This window comes from Photobacterium sp. 53610, assembly GCF_036409375.1.
GTDB lineage: Bacteria > Pseudomonadota > Gammaproteobacteria > Enterobacterales > Vibrionaceae > Photobacterium.
Map to the genome: position 1 here is coordinate 1,244,255 of NZ_JAXOFS010000001.1, position 24,639 is coordinate 1,268,893.

The 24,639-nt window shown below is 46.2% G+C and carries 30 protein-coding genes; all 30 read right to left on the minus strand.

The window, feature by feature from the left end; genetic code table 11:
* Positions 1 to 2: 2 nt before the first annotated feature.
* Positions 3 to 770: a DUF1266 domain-containing protein gene (locus SPK40_RS05680; RefSeq protein ID WP_330959712.1), complete on the minus strand. Its 768-nt coding sequence runs from the start codon at positions 768 to 770 to the stop codon at positions 3 to 5.
* Between the two features lie 475 nt (positions 771 to 1,245).
* The gene (locus SPK40_RS05685; protein ID WP_248139702.1) at positions 1,246 to 2,424 is read right to left on the minus strand and encodes a glycosyltransferase family 2 protein; all 1,179 of its coding nucleotides are present in this window, start codon (positions 2,422 to 2,424) and stop codon (positions 1,246 to 1,248) included.
* Between the two features lie 62 nt (positions 2,425 to 2,486).
* The gene (locus SPK40_RS05690; protein WP_330959713.1) at positions 2,487 to 3,821 is read right to left on the minus strand and encodes a hypothetical protein; all 1,335 of its coding nucleotides are present in this window, start codon (positions 3,819 to 3,821) and stop codon (positions 2,487 to 2,489) included.
* Positions 3,822 to 3,844: 23 nt separating this feature from the next.
* Positions 3,845 to 4,483: a hypothetical protein gene (locus SPK40_RS05695; protein ID WP_330959714.1), complete on the minus strand. Its 639-nt coding sequence runs from the start codon at positions 4,481 to 4,483 to the stop codon at positions 3,845 to 3,847.
* Between the two features lie 8 nt (positions 4,484 to 4,491).
* On the minus strand, positions 4,492 to 5,112 hold the full coding sequence (locus SPK40_RS05700) for a sigma-70 family RNA polymerase sigma factor (protein WP_330959715.1): 621 nt from the start codon (positions 5,110 to 5,112) through the stop codon (positions 4,492 to 4,494).
* A gap of 6 nt (positions 5,113 to 5,118) precedes the next feature.
* On the minus strand, positions 5,119 to 5,751 hold the full coding sequence (fliP, locus tag SPK40_RS05705) for a flagellar type III secretion system pore protein FliP (RefSeq protein ID WP_330959716.1): 633 nt from the start codon (positions 5,749 to 5,751) through the stop codon (positions 5,119 to 5,121).
* A 289-nt stretch (positions 5,752 to 6,040) separates the two neighbouring features.
* Positions 6,041 to 6,316, minus strand: a complete 276-nt coding sequence (locus tag SPK40_RS05710; protein ID WP_248139693.1) for a FliM/FliN family flagellar motor switch protein — start codon at positions 6,314 to 6,316, stop codon at positions 6,041 to 6,043.
* Positions 6,306 to 6,845 carry a FliM/FliN family flagellar motor switch protein gene (locus SPK40_RS05715; protein ID WP_330959717.1) on the minus strand — a complete coding sequence of 180 codons (540 nt, stop codon included), beginning with the start codon at positions 6,843 to 6,845 and terminating at the stop codon, positions 6,306 to 6,308. Before SPK40_RS05715 ends, SPK40_RS05710 begins: the two co-directional genes overlap by 11 nt.
* Before the next feature lie 176 nt (positions 6,846 to 7,021).
* On the minus strand, positions 7,022 to 8,164 hold the full coding sequence (locus SPK40_RS05720; RefSeq protein ID WP_330959718.1) for a flagellar hook-basal body complex protein: 1,143 nt from the start codon (positions 8,162 to 8,164) through the stop codon (positions 7,022 to 7,024).
* A gap of 16 nt (positions 8,165 to 8,180) precedes the next feature.
* Positions 8,181 to 8,612 (minus strand): flagellar hook assembly protein FlgD, encoded by a 432-nt coding sequence (locus tag SPK40_RS05725; RefSeq protein WP_248139687.1) that lies wholly within the window; start codon positions 8,610 to 8,612, stop codon positions 8,181 to 8,183.
* Positions 8,590 to 9,543, minus strand: coding sequence for a hypothetical protein (locus SPK40_RS05730; protein WP_330959719.1), 954 nt, complete (start codon positions 9,541 to 9,543; stop codon positions 8,590 to 8,592). The genes SPK40_RS05725 and SPK40_RS05730 overlap by 23 nt, the downstream gene beginning before the upstream one ends.
* Positions 9,524 to 9,946 (minus strand): hypothetical protein, encoded by a 423-nt coding sequence (locus SPK40_RS05735; RefSeq protein WP_330959720.1) that lies wholly within the window; start codon positions 9,944 to 9,946, stop codon positions 9,524 to 9,526. The genes SPK40_RS05730 and SPK40_RS05735 overlap by 20 nt, the downstream gene beginning before the upstream one ends.
* A gap of 1 nt (position 9,947) precedes the next feature.
* Complete coding sequence (locus tag SPK40_RS05740; RefSeq protein WP_330959721.1) at positions 9,948 to 11,267, minus strand: FliI/YscN family ATPase; 1,320 nt, start codon at positions 11,265 to 11,267, stop codon at positions 9,948 to 9,950.
* Positions 11,254 to 11,916, minus strand: a complete 663-nt coding sequence (locus tag SPK40_RS05745) for a hypothetical protein (protein WP_330959722.1) — start codon at positions 11,914 to 11,916, stop codon at positions 11,254 to 11,256. The genes SPK40_RS05740 and SPK40_RS05745 overlap by 14 nt, the downstream gene beginning before the upstream one ends.
* Positions 11,909 to 12,322, minus strand: a complete 414-nt coding sequence (locus SPK40_RS05750; RefSeq protein ID WP_330959723.1) for a hypothetical protein — start codon at positions 12,320 to 12,322, stop codon at positions 11,909 to 11,911. Before SPK40_RS05750 ends, SPK40_RS05745 begins: the two co-directional genes overlap by 8 nt.
* Positions 12,300 to 13,676: a flagellar M-ring protein FliF C-terminal domain-containing protein gene (locus SPK40_RS05755; RefSeq protein ID WP_330959724.1), complete on the minus strand. Its 1,377-nt coding sequence runs from the start codon at positions 13,674 to 13,676 to the stop codon at positions 12,300 to 12,302. The genes SPK40_RS05750 and SPK40_RS05755 overlap by 23 nt, the downstream gene beginning before the upstream one ends.
* Before the next feature lie 3 nt (positions 13,677 to 13,679).
* The gene (locus SPK40_RS05760) at positions 13,680 to 13,955 is read right to left on the minus strand and encodes a flagellar hook-basal body complex protein FliE (protein ID WP_330959725.1); all 276 of its coding nucleotides are present in this window, start codon (positions 13,953 to 13,955) and stop codon (positions 13,680 to 13,682) included.
* Positions 13,955 to 14,368, minus strand: coding sequence for a hypothetical protein (locus SPK40_RS05765; protein WP_330959726.1), 414 nt, complete (start codon positions 14,366 to 14,368; stop codon positions 13,955 to 13,957). Before SPK40_RS05765 ends, SPK40_RS05760 begins: the two co-directional genes overlap by 1 nt.
* A complete protein-coding gene (locus SPK40_RS05770; protein ID WP_248139671.1) occupies positions 14,368 to 14,700 on the minus strand; it encodes a hypothetical protein in 333 nt (110 codons plus the stop codon). Before SPK40_RS05770 ends, SPK40_RS05765 begins: the two co-directional genes overlap by 1 nt.
* Positions 14,701 to 14,782: 82 nt before the next feature.
* Positions 14,783 to 15,901 (minus strand): flagellar basal body P-ring protein FlgI, encoded by a 1,119-nt coding sequence (gene flgI / locus SPK40_RS05775; RefSeq protein ID WP_330959727.1) that lies wholly within the window; start codon positions 15,899 to 15,901, stop codon positions 14,783 to 14,785.
* A 14-nt stretch (positions 15,902 to 15,915) separates the two neighbouring features.
* Entirely contained in the window at positions 15,916 to 16,494 is a 579-nt protein-coding gene (locus SPK40_RS05780) for a flagellar basal body L-ring protein FlgH (protein ID WP_330959728.1), read from the minus strand.
* Complete coding sequence (gene flgA / locus SPK40_RS05785; RefSeq protein WP_330959729.1) at positions 16,491 to 17,159, minus strand: flagellar basal body P-ring formation chaperone FlgA; 669 nt, start codon at positions 17,157 to 17,159, stop codon at positions 16,491 to 16,493. The genes SPK40_RS05780 and flgA overlap by 4 nt, the downstream gene beginning before the upstream one ends.
* A gap of 11 nt (positions 17,160 to 17,170) precedes the next feature.
* Positions 17,171 to 17,935 (minus strand): flagellar hook-basal body protein, encoded by a 765-nt coding sequence (locus tag SPK40_RS05790; RefSeq protein WP_248139663.1) that lies wholly within the window; start codon positions 17,933 to 17,935, stop codon positions 17,171 to 17,173.
* A gap of 1 nt (position 17,936) precedes the next feature.
* On the minus strand, positions 17,937 to 18,617 hold the full coding sequence (locus SPK40_RS05795) for a flagellar hook-basal body protein (protein ID WP_330959730.1): 681 nt from the start codon (positions 18,615 to 18,617) through the stop codon (positions 17,937 to 17,939).
* Positions 18,618 to 20,651 carry a flagellar biosynthesis protein FlhA gene (locus tag SPK40_RS05800; protein ID WP_330959731.1) on the minus strand — a complete coding sequence of 678 codons (2,034 nt, stop codon included), beginning with the start codon at positions 20,649 to 20,651 and terminating at the stop codon, positions 18,618 to 18,620.
* A gap of 23 nt (positions 20,652 to 20,674) precedes the next feature.
* Positions 20,675 to 21,724, minus strand: coding sequence for a flagellar biosynthesis protein FlhB (gene flhB / locus SPK40_RS05805; protein WP_330959732.1), 1,050 nt, complete (start codon positions 21,722 to 21,724; stop codon positions 20,675 to 20,677).
* A gap of 10 nt (positions 21,725 to 21,734) precedes the next feature.
* Positions 21,735 to 22,517, minus strand: coding sequence for a flagellar biosynthetic protein FliR (locus SPK40_RS05810; RefSeq protein WP_330959733.1), 783 nt, complete (start codon positions 22,515 to 22,517; stop codon positions 21,735 to 21,737).
* Entirely contained in the window at positions 22,514 to 22,777 is a 264-nt protein-coding gene (gene fliQ / locus SPK40_RS05815) for a flagellar biosynthesis protein FliQ (RefSeq protein WP_248139653.1), read from the minus strand. Before fliQ ends, SPK40_RS05810 begins: the two co-directional genes overlap by 4 nt.
* A 1-nt stretch (position 22,778) precedes the next feature.
* A complete protein-coding gene (locus tag SPK40_RS05820; protein ID WP_330959734.1) occupies positions 22,779 to 23,867 on the minus strand; it encodes a tetratricopeptide repeat protein in 1,089 nt (362 codons plus the stop codon).
* Between the two features lie 48 nt (positions 23,868 to 23,915).
* Positions 23,916 to 24,446, minus strand: coding sequence for a tetratricopeptide repeat protein (locus SPK40_RS05825; RefSeq protein WP_248139650.1), 531 nt, complete (start codon positions 24,444 to 24,446; stop codon positions 23,916 to 23,918).
* Positions 24,447 to 24,639: the final 193 nt, after the last annotated feature.

Genomic DNA, 24,639 nt, shown 5'->3' on the forward strand with positions numbered 1-24,639 from the left:
GCTCAGTCCTCTTTTTCTTCGTTCAATAATGCCGCCAATGATTCAGGCACCCGAATTTCCGGTAAGGCCGTATGCCATGCTAATGCCGGAATGGGAATATCCGGGTCCGATTCAATCGTCTCAAAGAAATTACTGACCCCAATATTGAAACCGTTATTCAGCAGGTAAGGAATATTGACCAGATCATCATCATTATCATTCATATATTCCCAGTAATTTCGCCCGAAAATAAAACTTTGAAGGTACTGTTCCCAGCTGGAAAAATGATGTTGGATCTGACGACACAAATAATTCAGCAGAAAAGCAAACTCTTCCTGAGTCACCTGCCCGACGGCATAACCGGCCCGGGTCAGAAAAGATCCCCGGCAATAATCCCACGCCCTGAAGCCCGCTTCGCCTACATGACGATAGACAACATCCACATAACGCATTTCTGCCTTCGCAACCTCGCTCTCCACCCCGTCAATCCGGCGCAGCCATTGTGCATTCGTCATACATGCGCGTCGGCTGAATTCATGACTCCAGATACTGCCATGAACATCAGCCATGGCCAGTTGATGAATCATTTGATGCCATTCGCGACGACTTTCAATATTCCAGGAGTTCGAAAAACTTTGAGCCCATTCTTCAAGACCATCCTGAGTCTTCTTCATTCCGGGAATATCGTAATCGTACATTTCCCGGTTATAACTGATTTGTGGCGAAGTAATTGCTAACCACCACTGACAATGTGGCAAATTGGCATCAAAAGTATACTGGGGTGAAGGCATTCCCGTTCCCTGACAATATTCAATGAGAACAGTAGAATAGCTTGATTCGTATTCAGCGCCAATGAAGGTTTCAGGTCAGGTCTAATTAAAGTGAGGCTGGTTAGAAAAAGAAGGATTCAGTTTAAGGTTCTGTCCTCCGTGTCCCTGAAATTTCATCATGCTCAACCGAAAACCAATCTGTCGTTCCGAACTCAAAGACAGGCAGCGAGCTATTCGCGACGTCGGTTACCCAGAAAGATCATGTGATTCAGAAATAAAAAAGGCCGCATCATCGATGCAGCCAAATCAAAAAATACTTCAATTAATCATCTTTGTCGTATTCAGGAACGGACATCCTCATCTTTGATAAAAATCATTTTGAAATTCATTCTTTGTGACCCGTAAATCCTGAATGATACGTTCATTAAACATGACAGAGTATTTTACCTCACGCCAAAGAACATACGCCGTCATTCAGTGTGAATTCAATTTCTGTTTACGACCGGGTTAACCACATTTTCTTTTTCCCCATCAGTTCATCCAGATAACCCAGAACATTGGGAAACCACACAATCAGCTCCAGCAACATGGTTGCAAAAGCGATAGACAGCAATCCCCGATGGGTCTGAGTGACCTGATTTCGGTAATGCCGTGCATAACATTGATAAAGCAGCAAATAAATGAGCAAAGTAAAGCAGCCCAGGACCAGTGGTAACAGAATATTCAGATAAATCAGTACAGGAATTAACAGTAAACCCGGCGGAAAAATATACTGAAGTGTGGTGATTAAAAACCAGGGGGTCGAGGCAACACCAGACCACGGGGATACATGCCAGGCTGCTGAAAATGCTTCCACTCGACCCCGGGCCCAGCGTCTGCGCTGATTAAATAATCCTGAGTGCGTCACTGGACACTGCGTTTTCGCCACGGCCCGTGGCGCATAACCGGTTCGGTATTGATGTGCGATGGCCCGCCAGCACCAGGCAATGTCTTCAACAAGCCATTCACTCCAGCCACCGATTTTTTTGACGACTTCAGCACGGTGCGCGACAAAGGCTCCCGCCAGTACCGGCACCATGCCAAGCTTATCCTGTGCACAGCGAATCGCGCCGTAATAACCAATATGTTCATAATGCTGTAATTTCGCGAGCAGCGAACTTTGGTGATTTTCCGGTGCAATGTAGCCGCAAACAGCAGCATAGCGTTCATCACTCCAGATCTTTCGGGCTAACTCCAGAATACCGTCAGGCTCAATGTAAGTGTCACTGTCGACCACCACATAGATCTCCCCTTCGGCTAACCCCGATTCAAGGGCATAATCCAGCGCATATCCCTTGCGCCCTCCGTTTTTCTCCCGCCGCAAATACGCGTAGCGATGCTTCCGGGTTGTTTTTAACCAGGACAGCACCGCCGCAGAGGCATCATTCGTTGAACCATCATCAATCAGCAACACCTGAATTCGACTCGGGTAATCCTGCTGTTCCAGCTTGTCTAATGTTTTAATCAGCACAGACTGCTCCTCATTAAAAAAAGGAACAAACACAGTCACAGCAGGCAAGCATTCAGATGGCAGTTCCTCCGGTTTCCGGATGAGATAAGTCAACAGCAGGATGATTGCCATCAGGCAGGTGATCGCTGATGAGGTGATGATAAGAATTTCGATAAAGTCGCGCATATTTCACTCGGTAAGCCAGCCAGCATCTATTGTTGATTGTCATCAGGCGGGATGCTGACAAATCAAATCATGACATCCAGATAGGCCAGTGCTTCATCCAGCACTTCACGGTAACCGTCCAGATTGATATCACCACTGACGTTTCGGAGGTTACGAAGTTTCAACTCCAGTGTGGGCACATTGGTCAGCGGCAAACGGGAAGCACAGATTTTTTGACACCGCCGAATGTGTTCATCCGTGAAACCGAAATCAAAGGCTTTGAACGCCTGATTCAGCGGCTCAAATGAAGTAGGGATACCCTCCTTCAGTAACCGAGGAAACTCGTCCTCAAAATTCAGCCCCACCCATTTGGGCGCGCGCCAGTCCGCTATATCACCATCATATAAATCGTATTCCAGCGTATCTTTCTGAAGATAAGCAAGAATCGCGTTCTGAAGCGGCATTGCAGACGCCTCATCGAACTGGTCAATCTCTTCCAGCGTTAAACCAAATATCAGTAACGAAGCACGTTTCAAAGAAGATTCCCAGATCCAGTCGAGCTTATCGTAAGTTTCATCAATCATCTCGACCGCTTCATCAATATGATTAATATCAAAAATGCCCAGAAAATCGACAATATACGCAACCAGCTCATTCAGGATGAACCGGTTTTCTTCCCAGACCGGAATTTTCCCGCTTGCAATCCAGCAGTTTCGGAAATCACGTAAAAATGAACTTGAAGCGACGTCAAAAGGCACACCATGAATACTGAAATTACTGATGGCCGTTGTCCCGACAGAAAAACGATTCATAAATAAAATCGCCAGATTATCTGAAACCTTCCGGATAAATTTCTGAATGATGAAGCACGGTTTGGCATCTGCAATCTCAGGATTATGCGCGACCAAAAAGCTCAGTATCTCTTCACGCGTTAAATTCATCGGATAAAGATGGGCAACCCGAACAGGGATTTCTCTGGCAAGCAGACAACCGTGATCAATTTTCCTTTCCAGCGGCACCTCATCTAAATCGTACCCGGCTTCCAGTGCGGACTCGAGATTGATTTCTTCCATCTGATCGGTAAATGAAACGGATAAGGGTTTAATGGCATCTGGAATCAATCGCGAAATGGCTTCAAGGTAAATCACTTCGATCACGGCATCTGTAATGATCAATCCACCAGTCGAATAGAAATGCCGTTCCTGATTGACCAAAGGGGTCGGTCCGACGCCTTTCACCAGCCCGCCATTCACAATCGCACAGCGACCAGACCCCAGCATGCCGTAGCGATCCGCTCTCCCTTCCAGAAACTCACCCTCTCCGCTGACATGATAATGAAATGCTTCAGCATCAACCGATGGTGCTGACCATAAATGAATACATGATTTTTTTCTGAGCTGAACCGATACTGTTTCCATCCAATTACCCTCTCACGCCTGGTTTAGTCATCTTTATAAATCGATAAGAGTGCATTGACATCTTTCAGTGAAGTGGCAGGAACGTCTTTTGAATGTTCCTGATGGCTGAGAGGTGACGCGGCTTCATTCTGTGCGGATGTCTGATCGGCTCGTCGGGAAGTCCTTTCCGCAGAAGCCGACTGCTCAGCTTGCGCATCTGAAATCATTTTCTGGAATTGTTCCGCTAAATTAAAAGCATCCGTGTTTAAATCTGGATACGTTGTATTTTCTGCCATAAAGGCCTGAAGGAATCGAACCGCTTCGGTATAGTTTTTCCGCTTCGCTTCCAGCAAGGCAGCCGTAAAATTCACAAAATAAGGCAAGTCGCCCCAGAGACTTTCAGCCTCAGAGAAGTCTCCTCGCCAAAAGTAAGCAATTCCTAATTGAAATTTTGCCAGCTGATTTTCTGGTTCATTGAAGATCACAGTTTGATAAATATCGACAGACGCTGAAAACATGCCAATTTGATTCAGAATGGCGGCATGAATTAAATTCAGGGCCTGATCGGGCATATTGTCTTTATCAACTCGTTTACAAAGCTCAAGTGCAGTCACGAAATCTTGATTGTGTACTGCATGCACGGCTAACCCTAATATTTCTTGATAATTTAATTGATTATCCATCGTTGATCCTATGAATTTAACTTTTTGCTGAGTTCTTTCAGTGCACTCTGATGAATTTGAGAGATTCTTGAAGGCGTGCGTCTCATCCGGGCCGCTAATTCTTTCAGTGAAACTGCGTTAAAATAATGTTCTAAGATAACTATCTGCTTATCATGGCTGAGTTCTGAGAAGTATCTGTCAATATAAATTAATGCTGCCGCCTCATCATGTTCCCCCTCATCTCTGTTACCATTCAACCTGGCAGACAAAGTATAAAAACCAGGAGATTCCTCAATCATATCTGTGCCGGAAACATCTTCAGCATGAATACTAACTTTCTTAAAGAGATAACTGTTTGACTTCATCAGACACCGGTTGATTTCATGATACATATACGTAAAACAGTAGGATTTCAACGAACCTTTTCTGGCATCAAAATGGCTCAAGGCATCATAAAGTGCGATGACGGCGATATTCCTGTAATCATCAAAATCAATCTCGTGATTATATTTATGTTTCATCACAAATTGCTTCGCGATAATGTCACACCAGGGCAGTAAAGACGTGACATTTTCCCAGCTGACAAGCTTATCTTTCGTCTTCTCATCATCAGATTCGGGTGCCGTATTGAGCTCAATGACTTCATTCATGAAAAATCAAAAGCCTCTGATCAGGCTTCCAACCAGTAAAGTCCAACCATCAATCAGAACGAAAATGAGCAACTTAATCGGAAGTGATATGGAAATGGGCGGCAACATGATCATACCCAAGGCCATCAGGACACTTGCAACGATGAGGTCGATCAGGAGAAAAGGTAAGAAAATCACAAATGCAAATTGAAACGCGGCCTTCAGCTCACTCAGCATAAAAGCTGGAATCAGAGTGGTCAGTTCCAGTAATGTCTCATTCTCTGCCTGCTGACTGTTCAGACTTTTTACAAAGTAGTAATCCTTCTCTGAAGTCTTTGAAATCAAAAACTCAGAAAATGTGTCAATCCCTTTTTCAATCGCTTCCTGCTGAGTGATATCACCAGACAGATACTTATCGTAAGAGACGGATTTTACATCCTGATACACTGGCGCCATGGTAAAAATGCTCATGAACAGCGCAATTGAAATCACAACAATATTGGGTGGTGTTTGTTGTAGTCCCAAAGCTGTTCGTAACAGAGAAATAACGATGACATATCTGGTAAAACAGGTTGCGGATACCAAGAGCACAGGTATAAAAGCCGAAGCAGTTAATAAGAAAAATGACTGAACAATTGGATGCGTAAGATCGATATCCATCTAAATGATGTTCCCGTTGAACATAAAAATTAACTTTCTATTTTTTGAGATACTGAAACAGATGTTGAGTTTGAAACAATAAAATGTTTACTTCCTTCATACTCAATCACAAATATTTTAGTCTTATTATCTAAAAAAGCCTTTTCCAACACCCTGATTTTACTATTTAATTTCCCCTCATTATGAGTATTCTTCCTTTTATACCAGGTCACAAGAATCAGAGTCAGAATCAGGAAAATAATCAGCAGGAAATATCCGGGGGTGAGCACTGAGTCCACCTCTTTGAAAATCATCCGCTGACACTCACAATTTGTAATGCAAAGTAGCCGTCTTCTTCCACCAGAATCCCTTCAGCGATTTTATTTCCGTTCAGGTTCAGATCGATCTTGTTTGAGATTTTCACATCCGATTTCAGAATATCTCCGGCAGAAAGATTCATCAGAGAGCCGATATCAGTTTTAATTTCACCGATTAAAACATCAAGGCTGACCTCTATATTGGAAAAGGTATCTAAAGACACTTTCTCAGAAAATGATTCAATATTTTTCTTCAGTTCAACGCTCATCTGCAACACTCCCAACAATTAAGCTTGCTTCACCATTTTCGAAAGAAACAAAAACATGATTTGATATGACCTGATGATCCAACTTCAGAATCAGACCATCATTAATTTTTCGATTCGTTTTTAGAACATCTCCCTGCTTTAACAGGCGAACCTTTTCAACCGTTGCCGTAATTTGCGGTAATTCAATGGATAATTTCACAGGAGAATCAGCAAGAGCCGACAAAACCTGGCGCTGATCCGGCCGTTTCTTTAAATCCAGTGACAGCTTCTGTGTCAGAATCCGCTTCTGAACAGACTGAGATAAACTCAACAGGATTTCAGCTTCGCCAGCACAAAACCGAAAACAGGCCGATTGATCATCTTGCTCTGAAGCATCCCACAGCAGTTCCTCTTTTTTAAACCAGTCGAGGAGCCAGTGTTGAATCACATGTCGTGCAAACGGGTCTTCATGAGCTGAGGGATTCACCTTGTCGCCAAATCTTCTGCGCATCAGCAAAGACGCAAAATCAGCGTTATAGAACAGCTCCACACCCGGAAGATCATGAAATCCCGACGTGTACATATCCGCCGTCTTCACTTGAGCGGGATTTCTTCTTTCTACGGATAAACAGGCATGACTGCCTAACGCTTGAAATGCCCGTTGAAACGAAGCAAGCAGATAATCTGAAATGACATCATGATTGAGCTGAATTTGCGGACTGTTCATTAACTTCCCGTACTGTTATAAAGTTGTTCAATCAGTTGATTCGACACACTCATAACGCGAGAGCTGGCCTGGTAGGATCGCTGAATCACCATCATATCGCCAAACTCCTGCGCCAAATCTACGTTCGATAATTCGATGGCCCCGGCAATCAGATTGGCATCCAGTCCGCGGCCAATCTGCAAGATTTCCGGTTTTTCCTGCGTTTCCAGAAGATGGCCCTCTTTCACACGAAAATGGCTATAGTTTTCCACTTTCGCGACACCAATGGTGCCAATCTCTCTTTGTTCGCCGTTGCCGTATTGCAGAACCACCCGGCCTTCATTGGTCAGACTGATGTCTGAAAAAGGTGACTCGCCAGAACCATCCACCGCATCAAGGCTGAGACTGGACTCTTCATTTTCATTTCGGAGCGTCACGCCGGCTAATGATCCCGCTTCCCCAAATTTAATCTTGAGCGCCTGCCCATCCTCGAGCGTCGCAGACACTTCATTTTTTCCGACCTTCAGTGTCCCGCCAAGGTCGAACTCCAGGCTGCCTGTCCCCACTTCATTACCGTCTGAATCTTTCACACTGACCGCCCAGCTCTCTGAAGCTTCATCATATTCAAGAGACACGCTGAGCTGCTGATGGCTGCCATCACTGGCGACGTAGTGGATCTTTTCTAACTCGACGCTGGTATCTTTGGTCGAAATCTCGCCTTTAATCGAGACCGACGTACTGGGAACCGCAGGAATCACATCATTTGAACCGACCTGAATCGGACTCAGGCGTCCGGCATCATCAATGCCGACAACTTCAAATCCGGAGAGCCGGTCAACCAGAACACCCTGGTCATTGAGCGTGAACATTCCCGCCCGGGTGTAGTAATAGTTACCGCCATCTTTGAGCGCAAATAATGCCCGGCCATCAAGAAACACATCCGTATTATTTCCGGTTTGTGCGACTTCGCCATTGGTGTATCGGTGACCGGATTCCGCAACCTGAGAACCTAATCCTTTACCGCCACCATGCACGCTCGTCATAAATACATCTTTGGCTTTAAAACCCGGCGTCTGCATATTCGCGACGTTATCACTGACAATATCCAGCGCCTTTGAGCTTGTCTGCATTCCGGACAAGCCATTATAAAAAGACTGAAACATTCTCTATCCTTTGAGGTTATTCGCCAGAATAAATCCGGCTTAATTTCGTAACAGGCAGGTCATTGACATAATAATCCTGACCATTTTCATCTTTAATTTTCAGGCTGACGACAGTGCCATTTTGTGTAAATCCGACGGAAACAACTTCACCTAAAATACTGCCGTTGGCTGATTGTGTTTCAGCAAACTTTCCCATCAGACCGACGCCTTGCGTCGATTCAACCAGTTGCCGGATTTGGCTTAATTCTTCATTGGCCATCCGGCTGGATTCAAGCAATGAAAACTGGGCCATCTGTGCCAGAAAGTCCTGATTATTGACCGGCTCCAACGGATCCTGTGCCTTCAACTGAGACATGAACAATTTAATAAAATCGTCTTGTCCAAGCGCAGCATTCAGCTGTGTCGCAGATTGGGATTGCGTTACGCTACCCACGGGTGGTATCGCCATAATGCACCTCAGTTACGCCGTTATAGGTGAGGAAGACTGGCCCATCCGACTGCACATGCAATGCCTGGATGAGCTTCATCAACGCTTCTTTATGGGTCTGCCCCGCGTAATCCCGAAAACAGACTCTGATTTTGTCCGGCTCAATAAATGTTTTTAACAGGGTTTTGGTAAAGTCTTCTGAGAAAGCGGGTTTCCGGGCCTGATACGCATCCATCACCGATTCATTCTGAACAGCGGGTCTCGCCGAATGCTGGATTTTTCCGCGCCAGAAAACCCTTTCAGCGGAAGCAGTCGTTTCTCCGGATAACCGCTCAAAATAGCCGCCAGTCGCGTGAGACTGAAACCCGGTGCTGAGCCCAGACACCCGATGGTCTGAACGATTCAGGTCTGTTTCACCATTCATCGATGGAAACAGAGAATCGCTGTTTTTTTCACTGACCTGAATTGTGTCAAATTGTCCGGTTGCAACGAGTTGATGAATGAAGTTCCCGGTATTCATTTCTTCGTCGCCACGATGAAATAAAGTACTCAGAACATCGATATCCCGGCCAATTGAATGCGCATTGAAATCTTCAGACGCCAGAGCTTCTTCAATCTCGCTTTCTGTCTGCTCGGTCTGATAAAGATTTTCAACCCGCGTGCTCTGCCCTTTTCCCTGCAATGCGGTTTCACGAAGGTGGTTCAGCGCCACATGCGCTGCAGCCGACTCACTTTCATGAAAGGGCAGACCCCCGACCTGTTGTTTCAACGATACATCTGCTGCCCGCTGCGAGTTGTTCTGAGCTTCTTCCTTTTGCGTGCCTGGCTCAGCCTGACGGTTCAAACACTCACCAAAAGATCGGGACTGATGCCCTGGCTTCTGCTGACTGAGTGTTGGTGATTGCCGGAAAGGCTGCTGGCTGAAGCATTTCTCACTGTGAATCTGCGTCATGCTTCTTCCTGTCCGTCGCTTCCATGAGTTCAGATTCAAGCTGTGCTCTGTTTTTCCTGGCTACCTGTTGCGTGCGCGTTTCCTTATCCAGCTCTTCAAATATTTCTACACGCGCGTTTGCCAGCGTCACTTCTTTCGTCACATGCTGATGCTTTTCTGACAGGTGAGAAAATTCATCTTGCAGGTTTTTTCGCATGGCTGAGAGATAAGAGGCATGATGAATGGCAAGATTGTTTAATTCAGCATTTGTACAAGCATCAAAGTGATGATTCAGATCGTTATATTCCGAATCAATTTCATGCATCATTCTTTTCAGTGTGTCTTGCCGTTTTTCAATTTTTGAAATCTTTTTCCAGCCTTTCATGACCTCTATTTTTTGCTCGATGCTTTTTAATTTAATCACACTATTCATATCTGAGGACATCGTGCTTTACCTCCTCATCAATCCGATGTTTCCAGCAATAGAGTTCCCGATCTAATTGCCGTTTCATCGCGATGACTTTATCGATTTCATCATTTGTTCCGGCCTGATAAAGCCCGGTCCGGACCACATCATCCACCTCTGAATAATCGCTGTAGATCGATCTGACTTTCTTTTCAAACGTCAGCTCATCCGGTGAAAACAGGTTCTCCATCACCCGTGAACGACTTTTTAAGATATTGATTGATGGGTATAAACCATGGTTTGACAGTTTGCGGTCAAGGATAAAGTGCCCGTCAAGGACCCCGCGCATGAAGTCTGACACTGGCTCATTTTCATCATCACCATCAACGAGTACGGACATAATGCTCGTAATACTGCCCTGATTTTTAAAGTTTCCGCATAATTCGACAATTTTAGGCAATTCAGCAAAAACAGAGGGCGGATAGCCCCTCGCCACGGGCAGCTCTCCTCTGGATATCCCTATTTCACGAAGTGCGTGAGCAAGTCTGGTGATGGAATCCAGCACAAAGAGGACGTTTTTTCCCTGCGCGCAAAAATGTCTGGCGTACGCAAGCGAAACATACACGGCGCGCCTTTTCAGACTCGGAGAATCTTCCGATGTCGAAGCAATTAAGATGGTATCGTCACAGTGACCGGCAGACATCTGGTCCTGATAAAAATCAACCACTTCCCGGCTTCGCTCACCAACCATCGCAATAATCTTAACGTCAGCCTGCATTCCCTGATAAAGCTTGTTGAGCAGGGTTGATTTCCCCACACCGGAACCGGCAAAGATCCCGACTTTCTGCCCCATCCCGAGCGGAAAGATATCGTCAATAATTCTTGCGCCGGTTTCCATTTTCGCGGTCACCGCCTCCTTTGCGCTCACGGGTGCCGGTTCGGTGGAAAGCGTCAGCTGATTTGAAGCCGTCGTCTCCCTGACCGTTTCCTGTTCCTGCGCTGAGATTACCTGACCAAAGCCATTCAAGACTTTACCGAACGGGTTGTTCATCAGCTCAACCGACGGCAGCTGCTTCTTGTATTCAACATCATTGCCGACCCCAATTCCCTCCAGACTGGTTAAAGGGGCAAGCAGGCATCGATTTCCCTGAATCGAAACGACTTCCGCTTCGACAACACGGGACCGGGCGTAGATGGTGACTTCCTCACCCACCACACAGCCCTGATGCGACGCTTCGATAAAGCAGCCCGATACGGATTCAACACGACCATATTCGGTTGCCACCGAAGCTTCTGTGGTCCCATCCAGCAAAGTCAGCAGCCACTTATTCGATTTCATCAATCAGGTCCATCAAATTACTTTTGAACACTTGCCGGATTCGGTTGGGAGACACTTTGACTGACATTGCTTCGGTCACAATTCTTGCCTCAAAAGCCGACAGCGCGGGATCCACAATCCACTGACACCCTCCAGAAATGTCCGTCTCCTGTTTCCGGACCAAGGCATCGGTCTCAGTTGAAATTTCAAGATGCACCACAGGTTTCGGCAGCTTAGCCATTTCAGCCGAGATTAATTCCATGAGTAAGTGCTGCATCTGCTCAGTGTGATAAACCTTTTGAAAGACGCTGGAGAGGACATAAATGATATCCGCCCTGTTGTCCTCACGCTGACGCTGAAACTCGGCTTCCAGACTGCGCATCATTTCAGTCAGGTGACTGGCGTTCCGGCCCAGAATGGCCTCTTTTTTTGATAGCGCCTGCTCTCTCAGCGCAAACTGCTCCATTTGCTGACGGAGTTCGGCTTCCTTTTCCGTGATTTCACGTTCCCGGTCTGCAAGACGCCGTTGCCCCTCATGAATCCCTTCCTGATAGCCGCGTTGCTTTTCCGCAAGAAAGGCCTGCTCAAGTTCAGACTGAAAGTTCTTTTCGATAAAGCCTTTCATTGAACGATCACTCAAAGGCAGGGATGACAGATTCAAATCACTCATCGCAACACTCTTTTGAATTTGCAGAATCAAGATAGGATTGCAGCAGCTGAATCGCAGTGTCATCGAGACACTCAAGATAGGCTGATGCTTCTTGTCGGGTCTGAATCTCAAATACTTCCGAGCTGATCATCAAGTCGATCATTCGCGCATCAGCATCATCCTGAAGGCCATCTTGACTGATCAACCCTGCAGCTGGCTGAAGCTGCATGACTGAAGATTGCGTCGCCATCTTTTCACACAGCTGGTCTTTCATCTGGCGAAGCTTCTCCAGTCCGACCAAAGGCACGCTTTGCAGTTTTTCTTTCAAAAGAAGCTGCTGTCCTGAATCCAGCCGGGACAAAATTTTCGCCTGCAATCCGGGAGATGATTTTAAAAGTAACAGACTATAGTTGAGTGTTTTGCTCAAGTTCACGCCCCTCCAGCCATAGTGAAACATCTTTCAAAATCATCGCTTCTTCATCCCGCTTTAACGACAACTTACGCCGATACAGTCCATGCTGGAATGCAATCAGCAGCAGTACGAAAGCACCGACAGAACCCCAGAGCCAGGGTTGTTCCGTATCCGGTAAAGCACCCAGCTGGGATTGAGATTGAGTTTGGCTATGTGCATCCGTTTCAGCATTCAGCGGAGACGATGCCTCAAGCGCAGGACGAATCTCCTGCACTGCGGCTTCCGGCTGAAGCGCCTCAACCGGGATCAATGCCACCGACAATTGATCGCCACGAGTTTCATTGATGCCAATCGCGGTACGAAGCAGGTTCTGCAACACGTCTTTCGTGAAATATTCAGACTCCGGAATCATCACGCTGACCGTCAGACGCTCAAGTTTTCCGCGCTGATAATCAATATCCCGCTTCACAGATTTATAACTGAATTCCTCATTCAGCACGGTCGACTTCGGCTTATTTTTGCTGCCCTGAGTTGTTTCAGTGACCCGTTTGGTCACCACCGGTGCTTCAGCAGATTCAAGCCCCTCAGACGACTCTTTGATTTTGTCATTGTTCACCGTTGCCCACGCAGACACGCCGATCTGCGAAGCCTCAAAATAAGCAGAGAGCAACTGGATCACTTTTGCTTCAATGTCCTGTTCAATCTCTTTCTTGATGCCAAAGCTAGCGTTTTCATCCAGTGACGGCACACCGCCAGACAGAATCAGACCATTGCTGTTCAGTACCGAGACATTTTCCGGTTCCAGATTAATCACAGAATTCGACACCAGCTGTTTCACTGTCGCAACCAGCGCTCTTTGATTCACTGGTTCAGACGCTGAAAGCGTTAATGTAACTGCAGCTTTCACCGGGGTTTTATTTTGTGAAAAAGTTCGCTCTCGCGGAATCGCCAGGTGGACCCGAGCCGAAGAAACGCCCTGAATCGTCAGCAGTGACTTTTCCAGTTCCCCCTGAATGGCGCGCTGATAATTAATTTTCTGGTAAAAGTCAGACATGGCATGCTGCGCTTCACCAAAAATTTCCAGCCCGGTAATATCACTCTGAAACACCTGGTCTTTCGAGAGTTGTACTCTTGCTTCGGCAAGTTTACTCTTCTCGATCAAAATGCCCTGTCCCGATTCCGGATACTGAAATTTCATTCCGGCATTCTCAAGACTTGTCGCAACTTTGGCCAGCTGTTCAGGAGGCTGTTCGGCAAAAACAAGTTCATAGTCTTTATTCAAAACCAGAAAATAAACAAATATTGCAGCCAGAGAAATCACTGCCACGCCTACAGCCAGTAGGACTTTTCCTCTTTGATTAAATTCCATTTTCTACACTTGCATTCTGGTGACTTCTTTATATGCATCGATCAGTTTATCTCTCAATGCAACTGAATATTCCAATCTGAGCTTTGCGCGCTCGATATCAATCATCAACTCATGCAACTCAATTTTTTCACCTTTTGAGACAGCAAGAATACGCTCATCAATACTGGCAAGCTGGTCGGTAAAATTTGCCTGATTCACCTGAATATTCTGCTGAGTGCCGGATAAGGCTTCACTCTGGAGCGATTTCAGTAAATCCCCCGAAATTGCTTCAACTTTCATTATCGCTTACTCCCAATCTGAAGGATTTTCGATGACATCTCTTTATTCATATTGAACAGCCTGAGACTCGCCTCATAGGCCCGTGTGGCGTCGTTCAGATGAATCATTTGCGCTTCAATTTTGATGTCTGACCGATACTGAATGACAGGCTTTCCGCCTTCATAAGACACAACCCGACCCACGACGTTACCGTCATCCTGACTGTTCACCTGAACTTCTTTCGAGCGTACGCCTGAGATCACTTCATCAATAGAAGGTAAATTTGCGACATCCACTTTCTGGGCACGCTGCACAGAAAGTCGGTCGCCAAAAGATTGATTGATAATGGAAAGATTATAAGTTGCCGTCTCCATTTTCTGCTTTTCAATTTGCATCGATAGAGACATCAAATCAATCGCACTCAGTTTTTCCATCAACGGCCACCTTTGATGATCATGCGTTCCAGATCCAGCCGGGCATTCATCAGAGTCACCAGCCGGTTATTCTGACTGGATAACTCAATGGCTTTCAGCAATATGTCATCAATCGATTGTTCCTGCGGTTCAACCTGAATTTCTGTATTTTGACCATGAAAATTAGAAACACGATGCGATGTTGTTTCCGAATTCAAAGTTTCAGAAAAAGTGACTTTATATTGTTGCTCACCTAGACGTGCAGCAACCAGGTTATAATTATTCACTCTGGATTCGACTGATAATCGACTCAGCGAGGAAGATATTTCCTCAAGCAGAATATCCAAGTTCATTGAAACATCCTTTTATCATGCCCATCGGAATTTAACCTAGGGCCTGTTTTCTTTATGACATTCGTAAAATATCAACTGATATTTATTGAAGAATTAATTTGCCATTAATCGCACCCGCTTTATCGGCTGCCTGCAAAATCACAATGATGTCCCGCGTCGATAAACCCAGTCTTCTCAGTTCACTGACCAGGGTAAATATGGTGGTTGTCTGGCTGAAGTGAGCAACTTTGGCGTTATCATCCTTCACACTGATATTGGTATCCGGTACGACAACCGTCTTGCTGTTATTTCCTTCAATATGGCGCCCGATAATGACATCCTGCGGCTGGCTGACACTGTATTGCGTACGAATACTCAGCTCCAGATTGCCGTGCGCTATCGTCAGTGAATTCACCTGCACATCACCACCGGAAACGATGGTACCGGTTCGTTCATTCACGATAATCAGAGCTTTCTGGGACGCCAGCACATTCAGCGACTCCATGCTGGCGATGGCACGAACAACCGCGTTACGGTTCGTCGCAGGTAAACTCACCTCTACTTTGCCGGAATGGACGGCTTCCGCCTGATATCCGAGCGTTGAGATCGCATCAGCGATGTTAATTGCAGTGCCAAAGTCGGCTTCACGCAACACAATGCCCACTTTGCCGTTTTTGTTCACCAGATAACCCGTATTCTCTCGCTCTATCGTCCCGCCTTTAGGGACGATCCCCACGGTCGGATGGTTCTTTTGCTCCGTATTCCCGAACTGTTCAAACTTATAGCCCCCGACAGAAATCTGCCCCTGAGCAACGGCATAGGTTTTCCCGTCAATGGCTTCTAAAGGGGTGAGTAAGAGTGTGCCGCCGATCAGACTTCTCGCATCCCCGATCGCAGACACCGCAACATCAATCCTGTCCCCGCGTTCTGAAAAACTCCCGACCTCACTGGTTACCATCACCGCAGCAACGTTTCTGCTGTTGATGTCATCATCTGCTACGATCAGACCAAACTCGCGCAGCGTGTTTGAAATACTGCGGATAGTCGACTTACTCCGCCTTGAATCGCCGCTGCCGGCCAGACCAACAACCAGGCCGTAGCCAATCAGAGCGTTGTCCCGATCACCTTCAATGCGGGCAATGTCTTTCAGACGAACATAGGTTTCTGCCGCAAAGGCATTCACTGTAAAAAAGCAGGTTGCGGCGATAAGCGCGGCTTTCATCAAAACGTTCATCGTTAAAAACCCAGCCATCTGAACAAAGAACGGAATATGCTTGGTTTCCGGTTATCATTGACTTCACCAATACCGCTCAATTCGATTTGGGCCGATTCAATCCGGGAAGAAATGATTGCATTCTGTGGGCTGAGATCATCCGGACGAATAAAACCACTGAGTGTGATTTGTTGCTCTTCTCCGTTAACCGTCACATACTGAGAACCCTGAACTTTGAGCAAGCCATAGGGATCAATTCCTATGATTCTGGCCGTGATCGTGGCGCTGATACTCCCCCGCCGTGAAGTGCTGGCGTCATTTGCCATTTCACTCCGCAGCCCGGCATCTAAATTGAATTGCTCACCTCTGAAGTCATTACTGACCCCAATCTTATGCCTGTTATCCGCATCAATGCCGGCAGACGATGACGCTTTCGCATTTTCCGCAATTAAAATAGTGACAATATCCCCGACTTTATAAGCGCGTTGATCCGCCCAGCTCGCCCTGTAATGATCAATGTCGAATTCAATGGCCCGGGCCGGGAAGGCACTCACCATACTGAGCACGACTACCAGCATCCGGATGTCTCGATTTTTTGTCACCTGACTAACTCCACTTTTCCTGAAGAGACCACCGCTGCATCCAGCATCGTTCCCGAACCGGGAATTCTGACTTTCACCGTATCCCCTCTGTTTCCCTTGGATAATGCCTTGACTTTCAACGTGATCTCGAATGAATCTGAACGGCTGACCAGAGTGATAAAATCACCTTTCTGAACATCCATTCCTTTTTCCAGGTCATATTCACATAAGGCCTGACCCGATTTTATTTTTCTCACCGCAACGGGTTTCCGGGTCATATCATCTGTTTTGGCTAATTGATTCTTACAGGAAAATGCATCTGTCATACGCCAGATGAAATCATCATCGCTGATGGCCTCTCCCTGCCTGATATTGCGTTTTGCTTCCCAGCCTAACTGCTGACTGCTGACGATGTACCACAGTGACTGTGTTTTCACGTGCCCCTCAGCCGATGGTTGTTCAACAACGACCCGGCAGCGATGAATTTCAAAACGACATTCAATCTTCTGAAACTGATATCCATCATCAATGTCCGGATGCGCGCCCGCTTTATTGATGACGAAATTATCGTAGCCTTGCGTAAATAAATAATCAGAAAGATAATTCAACGGTTCTTTCAAACCGGCAAATGCACCGGGAGAAAATAAAATGAAAACCAGACTCACAGAAAATATTTGTTGAATCATAACCGGAACAATTAACGGGTTAAGTTATTAATCGTTTCTAAGATTTGATCACTGGCCTGAATAACTCTTGAATTTAACTGGTACGCTCTCTGGGCTGCCATCAAAGACACCATTTCATCGATCATATTGACGTTCGACATTTCGGTATATCCCTGCAAAATTGTGCCCGCGCCATCTTCTCCCGGGACTAAATACTGTCTTTTCCCGGCTGCTTCCGTCTGATACCACACACCGCCGGAGCCCGGTTTTAATGCTTCAAATGAATCGAAAACAGTGAGTTCAAGCTGGCCCAGTTCCAGCATGTCACTTTCCCCCTGGATCTTTCCGAACACCGTGCCATCGCCGGAAACTTTCAGTTCTTCAACATCAGGCGGAACAATGATATTGGCTGCCAGACGGTGCCCTTGTACGGTTGCCAGTGCGCCATCTTCCAGCTTGCGTAAGGACAGAACACGCGTGTAGGCGGTTTCACCATTATCCAGTTCGACCTCAAGCAAGCCATTCCCCTGAATCGCCAGATCAAGCGGCGACGCCGTGTACTTATACTCGCCATCAACAAATCGAAAGATCGCATCTTTTATTTCAACACCGCCACCAACCGAAAGATTACGCTCAGCACCTTCAACAGATGTAGTGCTGGACAGCAGACTATTGAAAACCGGCGTACTCGCTTTATATCCTGGCGTATTAATGTTGGAAACGTTGTTGGAAATCATGTCGATATATTTTTGCTGAGTTCTGAGTGCCATTTCTGCATTGGACAGCGCTTCAATCATCTTATTTTCCTAATTCGCTGATGGTTTTCTTTAATACCTGATCGTATGCCGCTAATGTTTTTTGCATGGTTTGAATGTGGCGTTTTGCCGTCATCAACTCGACTACTTCTGAAGCGGAATCAACGTTGGATTGCTCCAGATATCCCTGTAAAACCTGACTTTGACTGTCAATATCAAGCCTTGGCATTTTCTCGTAAATAATATGTCCCTGATGATATTGTTCCGGATTTATTTCGCCGACCTGTACCAGAATTAATTCTTCAGTATTCCCGCTGGGATCCGAAATTTTCCCTTCAGAATTCACATGAATACTGGTGCTGTCGAACTGAATATCACCATTCTGACTTTGTAACCGAAACCCACGGCTATCCACGACATAACCCGCACCGTCGAGCTGAAACTGGCCATTGCGGGTCAACGCCACGGTTTTGCCTGACTTCAGGACAAACCATCCCGTCCCCTGAATGGCAAAATCCAGATTACGCCCCGTCTGTTTCAGCTCTCCCTGCGACAGGTTCATAATCTGCCCCGCTGTTTTCGTCTGGTTCTTCCCCGCGTCATCAGAGGCCAGTAATGCTTTAAACCCGGTAGTCGTCACATGTTGGGTATTGGTACTGATCTGATTGACCGTGTTCATATCGCGGCTGAGGGAATGCATCACGATACCTGAAATTTTGTCCATTTAACGGCTTTCCCCATGCGTGAGCTGACCAACGGTCCGGATCAGCTTGATGCCCTTCACTTCCTGCGCAGATATCACCGCCAGCCTTGGCACCACTCGCTCGGTGATTTTCCGAAGCGGCGCTCGCAGGGTACCGGAGCACAGCAACACAGGTTCCAGACCTTTTTCCATCACGTTTTCACACTGACGGACCAGTTGCTGAAGCACAGACTCAACTTCGCCCGGAGCAATCTGACCATCATGGCTGTCGCCGCCGATTGCACGCTTGAGCATGGACTCCAGTTGCGGCGTCATGGTGATTACGTTCAAATGCTCTTCGGGGTCCAGATAACGGTCACAGAGCCGAAGTGCTAATCGTTCCCGGACTTTCTCAACCAGTTTTTCAATATTTTTATCTTCAGCACTCGCATGCTCAGACGCCGCTTCGAGAATCAGTTCAATATGACGGATGCTGACCTTCTCGCTCAGTAAGAGTCTGAGCAGACGGTGCAGGTCAGAAATGCTCAGGAGCTGAGGCACAATTTCTTCGACCAGAGACGCATTGTCCTGCTTTAAACGGTTTAACACTTGTTCGACGTCTTTTCGGGAAAGCACATCCTGCAGATTATTTTTAATCGCTTCTGAAATATGCGTGAAAATAATCATCTCGGGCTCAACGACTGTACAGGAGCGGCTCTTCGCAAATGACCGCATGGTGTCGTCAATCCAGAGCGCGGGTAAACCATAAGCCGGCTCTTTGGTGGCTTCCCCGGTCATTTCCGCCAGGATCTCAGGGGCGCTGATCACCATAATTCGATTGCTTTGAATCTGACCTTTTCCGGTGCGGGAGCCGTGAATATGGATTTCATAGCGATCCGCATCCAGCTCACTGTCCGCCTTAAACTGAATATCCGGCAGAATATAGCCGAAGTCTTTCGCCACCAGCTTCTTGAGGGCTTCCAGGCGCTTATCCAGTGCCCAGTTGCCGGATTCAATATTCTTTTTCAGTTCCTTCCCGAGACGCACTTCAATGGGATGAATCTTGATGTAATCCACGAGATCATCTTTGCTTTCCGATTCCGCATCGTGGACCTCAATCACGTGATTGGACTTGATTGCCCACCAGACACAACCGCCAAACAACCCGATCGCAAGCAAAATCGGCAACGTCGGTAAGCCATCAAGAAACAGTGCCAGCACCAGCGCCAGCGTCACCAGAATGAGTGTTCGGGGGTGTGATGAAACCTGTCGGCCAATCTCGCGGCTGAGTTCATAGTCTGTGGCTGCCCGGGTAATAATGATGCCGGTGGCCACCGCAATTATCAGAGAAGGGATTTGCGTGACAATCCCGTCACCGACCGTCAGGAGAGAATATTTCGTCAGGGCTTCTCCCCACTTCATCCCGTGCTGCGCGACCCCGACAGACACTCCCCCGATAATATCGATCAGAATGATAATAATGCCGGCAATCGCATCACCTTTGACAAACTTTGTGGCGCCGTCCATCGCCCCATAAAAGTTTGCTTCCCGCTCGATATTCGAACGCCTTTCCCGGGCTTCATGTTCATCAATCAGACCCATATTCATGTCGGCATCAATCGCCATCTGTTTACCGGGCATACTGTCCAGGGTAAATCTGGCCGCGACTTCCGCCACACGCTGCGCACCATTGGTTACAACAACGTACTGAACCACAACAAGAATGATGAAAACTATAAAGCCAATCACATAGTTTCCGGCAACCACGAATTCACCGATGGCGCCAATCACGTGCCCCGCTTCACCTTCACTCAGAATTAAACGCGTTGCAGATATGTTCAGTGAGAGACGGAACAACGTTGCAATCAGAATAATGGATGGAAACGTTGAAAAGCTGAGTGGCTTATCCGTACAAAACGTCAGTAACAGAATTAAGAGTGCAACGCTGAAGTTGATAATCTGAAGGAAATCCAGCACTCCAGGCGGAACCGGCAAAAATATCACCATCAGAATCAACACAACACCGATGATAAATAAATTACTATGCCAGTCCTTCAGCATATATTGCTTAAACAAGATGAGTTCCTTGGTTTATCACTTTATTGATGCTGAGTATTGAAATACCAGCGGTAAATCTCGGCAACCTGATCATATAACTCTGGCGGTATTTCAGCGTTGAGCTTCACTTTTTGATACAGCGCACGAGCAAGCGGAATATTAGTTTTCATCACAACCTGATGATGACAGGCTGTTTTCCTGATCTGATATGCAAGCTGCCCTTTCCCTTTGGAGACGACTTTGGGCGCGGTCATTGTTTTCGGATCGTATTTCAGTGCAACTGCAACAAAAGTCGGGTTGGTGATCACCATATCCGCTGAAGGAACGTTTGAAAGTGCGCCCAGTTTTCCTCGCAATTCTTTCTGAATCTGTTTCCTTTTCGACCTGATTTCCGGGTCACCTTCCTGGTTCTTATATTCATCTTTCACCTCTTTTTTCGACATCCGCATTTCTTTGCGAAAAGACCAGCGCTGAAATATCAGATCGAACAGGGTAAAAGGAACCATCGCCAGAATAAAAAAGACAATGGTTTGAATCAGCAGGGCATTGACCTTATCCAGTGTGCCTGACAACGAATAGCTGATTGAATCCGGTAATGTAAATATCTCATCATAGAAAATCATATACGCCAGTACCGAAACCAATGACAGCCTGAGCAGATTTTTCACCAGCTCAAACAAGGACTTTAAAGAAAATAACTTCTTAAACCCTTGGATCGGATTGATTTTCTTGATATCCGGTTTTATCGGATGAAAGCTGAAAATCCCACCCGTTTGTATGAAATTAACAATGACGCCAATTAAAATCGCCAACAGAAAAACAGGCATCGTGGCATAGATATAAGATTCAAAAATCTGCCCGATCAGCCAGCTGTCACTTTGTACCGATATGTCTGGCGCCATCAGGAAAACGTTTTGCATCACCGCCATCAGCTGCACGCCAATTTCTTTGGCAATAAACAGAACTGTGACCAATGTAATCAGCAAGCCAGCGAAAGCATTGACATCCATGCTCTTGGAGACCTGCCCTTTTTGCTTCGCTTGCTGCAATTTATACTGTGTTGCTTCTTCTGTTTTTTCTTCTGATGCCATCCCGTTGCCCTCAATAAAGCGAAAGCCAGTATGAAAAGACACCATCAAACAGCCTGTCTGTAATTTCACTGACATGTCTGGAAGAAATTCCGAGAATCAGGAAGGCGACAGCAGTTTTTGCGGGTAAACCAACAAAGTAAATGTTGATTTGAGGCATCATTTTATTACAAAGCCCTAAAAGCAGATCAACCCAAAAAATAGCAATCATCACGGGCAGTGCCAGGAGAAATGCCAGAACCATCTGTGATGAAAATAACGCGATCATCATGTCCAGCTGCGGTTCGCCGGGACCTGACAGGATCGGAAAAGACCGGATGGATGCTGCAAGTAACTCAATCACAGTGTAATGCGCGTTGGTGACAAAAAACATCAATGAGATAAAGATGATAATTGCCCGGGTCAGAATTGGTTCCGATTCCTGCATCGCCGGGTTAAAAATCCCCATCGGATTAAAACCTACCTGCATATCGAGCAATTTCAGAAACGTAAATATTGCACCGTAGGTGACAACCAAGGCGAACCAGAAAACCAGACCAATAAAGAGCTCGTTCAGGCACGCTACCGCCAATGCCGTACCCTCTAAATGCACAGCGCGTATTATTAAATTTTGATCGATGGTATGAGTAAAAATAATCACACCAATCACAACGGTGACCACCATTTTTATAAAAGGCGGTAACATCGATAATGGGTTAATACTCCTGAACACTAAAGCAGGCGTAATTCTTAAAAGAATCAGAAATAATACAATCGTATAAGATTGCCAGTCACTTAAAACAGCATTCAGTGTCACAAACTCGCCGCATAATCAAATATGTTGATTGCAAACTCCGTTAATACCCCAAGCATCCAATTCGACATCAGCATAATCACAAGTGCGACTGCAATCATTTTCGGCACAAAGGTTAATGTCATTTCCTGTATTTGTGTTACCACTTGCAAGATACTAATGATTAATCCAACGACCAATGCAACCAGCAAAATTGGACCACAAATAATAAAAGCCACATGCATTAATTCACTTAATAAGTAGCTGGCAGCATCTTTGTCCATTTTATGGCTGACGACTCAGGATTATTTTTGTCATCGCTTCCGACAGATTTTCAACGCTGAGGTCCGATTTGAATGCCATCAGTCCTGACATAATCGAGTCTGCCTCTTTGGTTTTCCCTTTCACCTGTAAATATAGCGCCCTTGCAAACAATGCAGACGGGCAATTGGCATCTAACTTCAGGGCCCGCTTCAGTTGTTCCTGTGAAACTGACCATTTTTCCCGGACAGCATTCACGATTGCCAGACCGCCATGACATTCAGCAAAATTCCGGTCTATTTTCAGACCTTCTTTGAAGCAGGATTCGGCACGGTCATAATCCTTCACCGAAAAATAACACCAGCCTAAGTTCACCCGACTGCCAACATGTCCTGGCATTTTTTGGCACGCCTTTTCATACCATTGAATTGCAGCATCGAATTGGTGGGCATACATGTATGACAGCGCCTTCATCGCCAACAGGCGTCCCATTTCCGGATGCTGTGCCAGTAATGGTTCCAGGATGATTAACGCCGTTTCCGTCTCCAGCCGGTACAGAGATAAACTAGCGCTGGTGATCAAAGCATCACACTGGCTGTTGTCCAGCTGCAACGATGTGCGGCAATGCTTTTCAGCCAGTTCATACTGCGCATCATCCAGATACAATAAGGACAGCAGTCCGTGAACTTCAGCGTGTTGTTCCGGCGTACACGTTGTGAGTAAACGATACGTTTCTGCAATCGCCTGCGAGTTATTTTCTAAATGCGCCAGGCAACGTGCTTTCAGCAGCGTATTTGCCACATCAAGTTCAGGAATCTGCGCCAGCAACTCATAAGCCGCTTCATACTTTCCGGTCTGAAAATAGGCCAGTGCACAATTAATTTTCAGACCCGGCTGAGCGTAACCGCGACGGAACAGGTCATGATAGGCCTGAACGGCGTCATCATACTGATTTAAAGCCAGACATAAGTGCCCCTTCCAACTCAGCAAATCTGCATGATCATCATTCAGTCCCAGTGACTGATCAACAATTTGCATCGCTGCCCGGAAGTCTCCCTGCTTCGCTAAGCCCCCAATCAAATCAAGGGCCAGCAACGCATTGGATGGATCCATTTCAAGAAATTCTTTTAATCGCTGAAGGGACATCGTCATCACTTACTATCAATGAACCTGGTCAAGTTTTTGGGTCACCGGTGTCGGCTCTTGCGACGCAGCCGAAATTTCCTCTAAAACACCGAGCGCTCGTTCCACGTAATAATTATCGCTTTCTGCTGTCGCGACTAATTGTTGCAGCAGTGATTTGGCCTGGACCTCTTCGCCGGTCAGGATGAGCAACAATGCTTTATGAAAAAGAACAGGTGGATAGTTTTCTTCAACGTCCAGCACACCGTCCCAACATTCTGCGGCTTTACCCAGCTCATTCATTTCCCGGTATACCATTCCCAGCTGAAATCTTTCATGCAGGCGGGAAGGTGTTCTTTCCAGCAATGCAGAATAATGCTCAACCGCTTGATGAAATAACTGAAGCTTTGCATAAACGCTGCCTAACATTGAATCCAACTCGTCTGATTCAACCTGATTATTTTTTAAATGCTTCAGCTTTTCCATGCCTTGAAAAAGGTTGTCATTTTCAAGATCAAGCGCAGCAAAAGCCAAAAGCTCTTCTGTAGAGAACATTTCAAAGTGCAGCATATTATCCTCACGCACGAATAGATAAATCAGTCTTTTCCTCAGACTATTTCAAAGATGATCTTATAGAAAAGATGAACGTCCCTCGAATTCTTCTATCACAAAACAGGATGTAATTATTACAATCAATTTCATGGAAAATAGATTTAACAATAAATATACAAGCCAAGAAAAATATCTTGCGCATTCACAACGT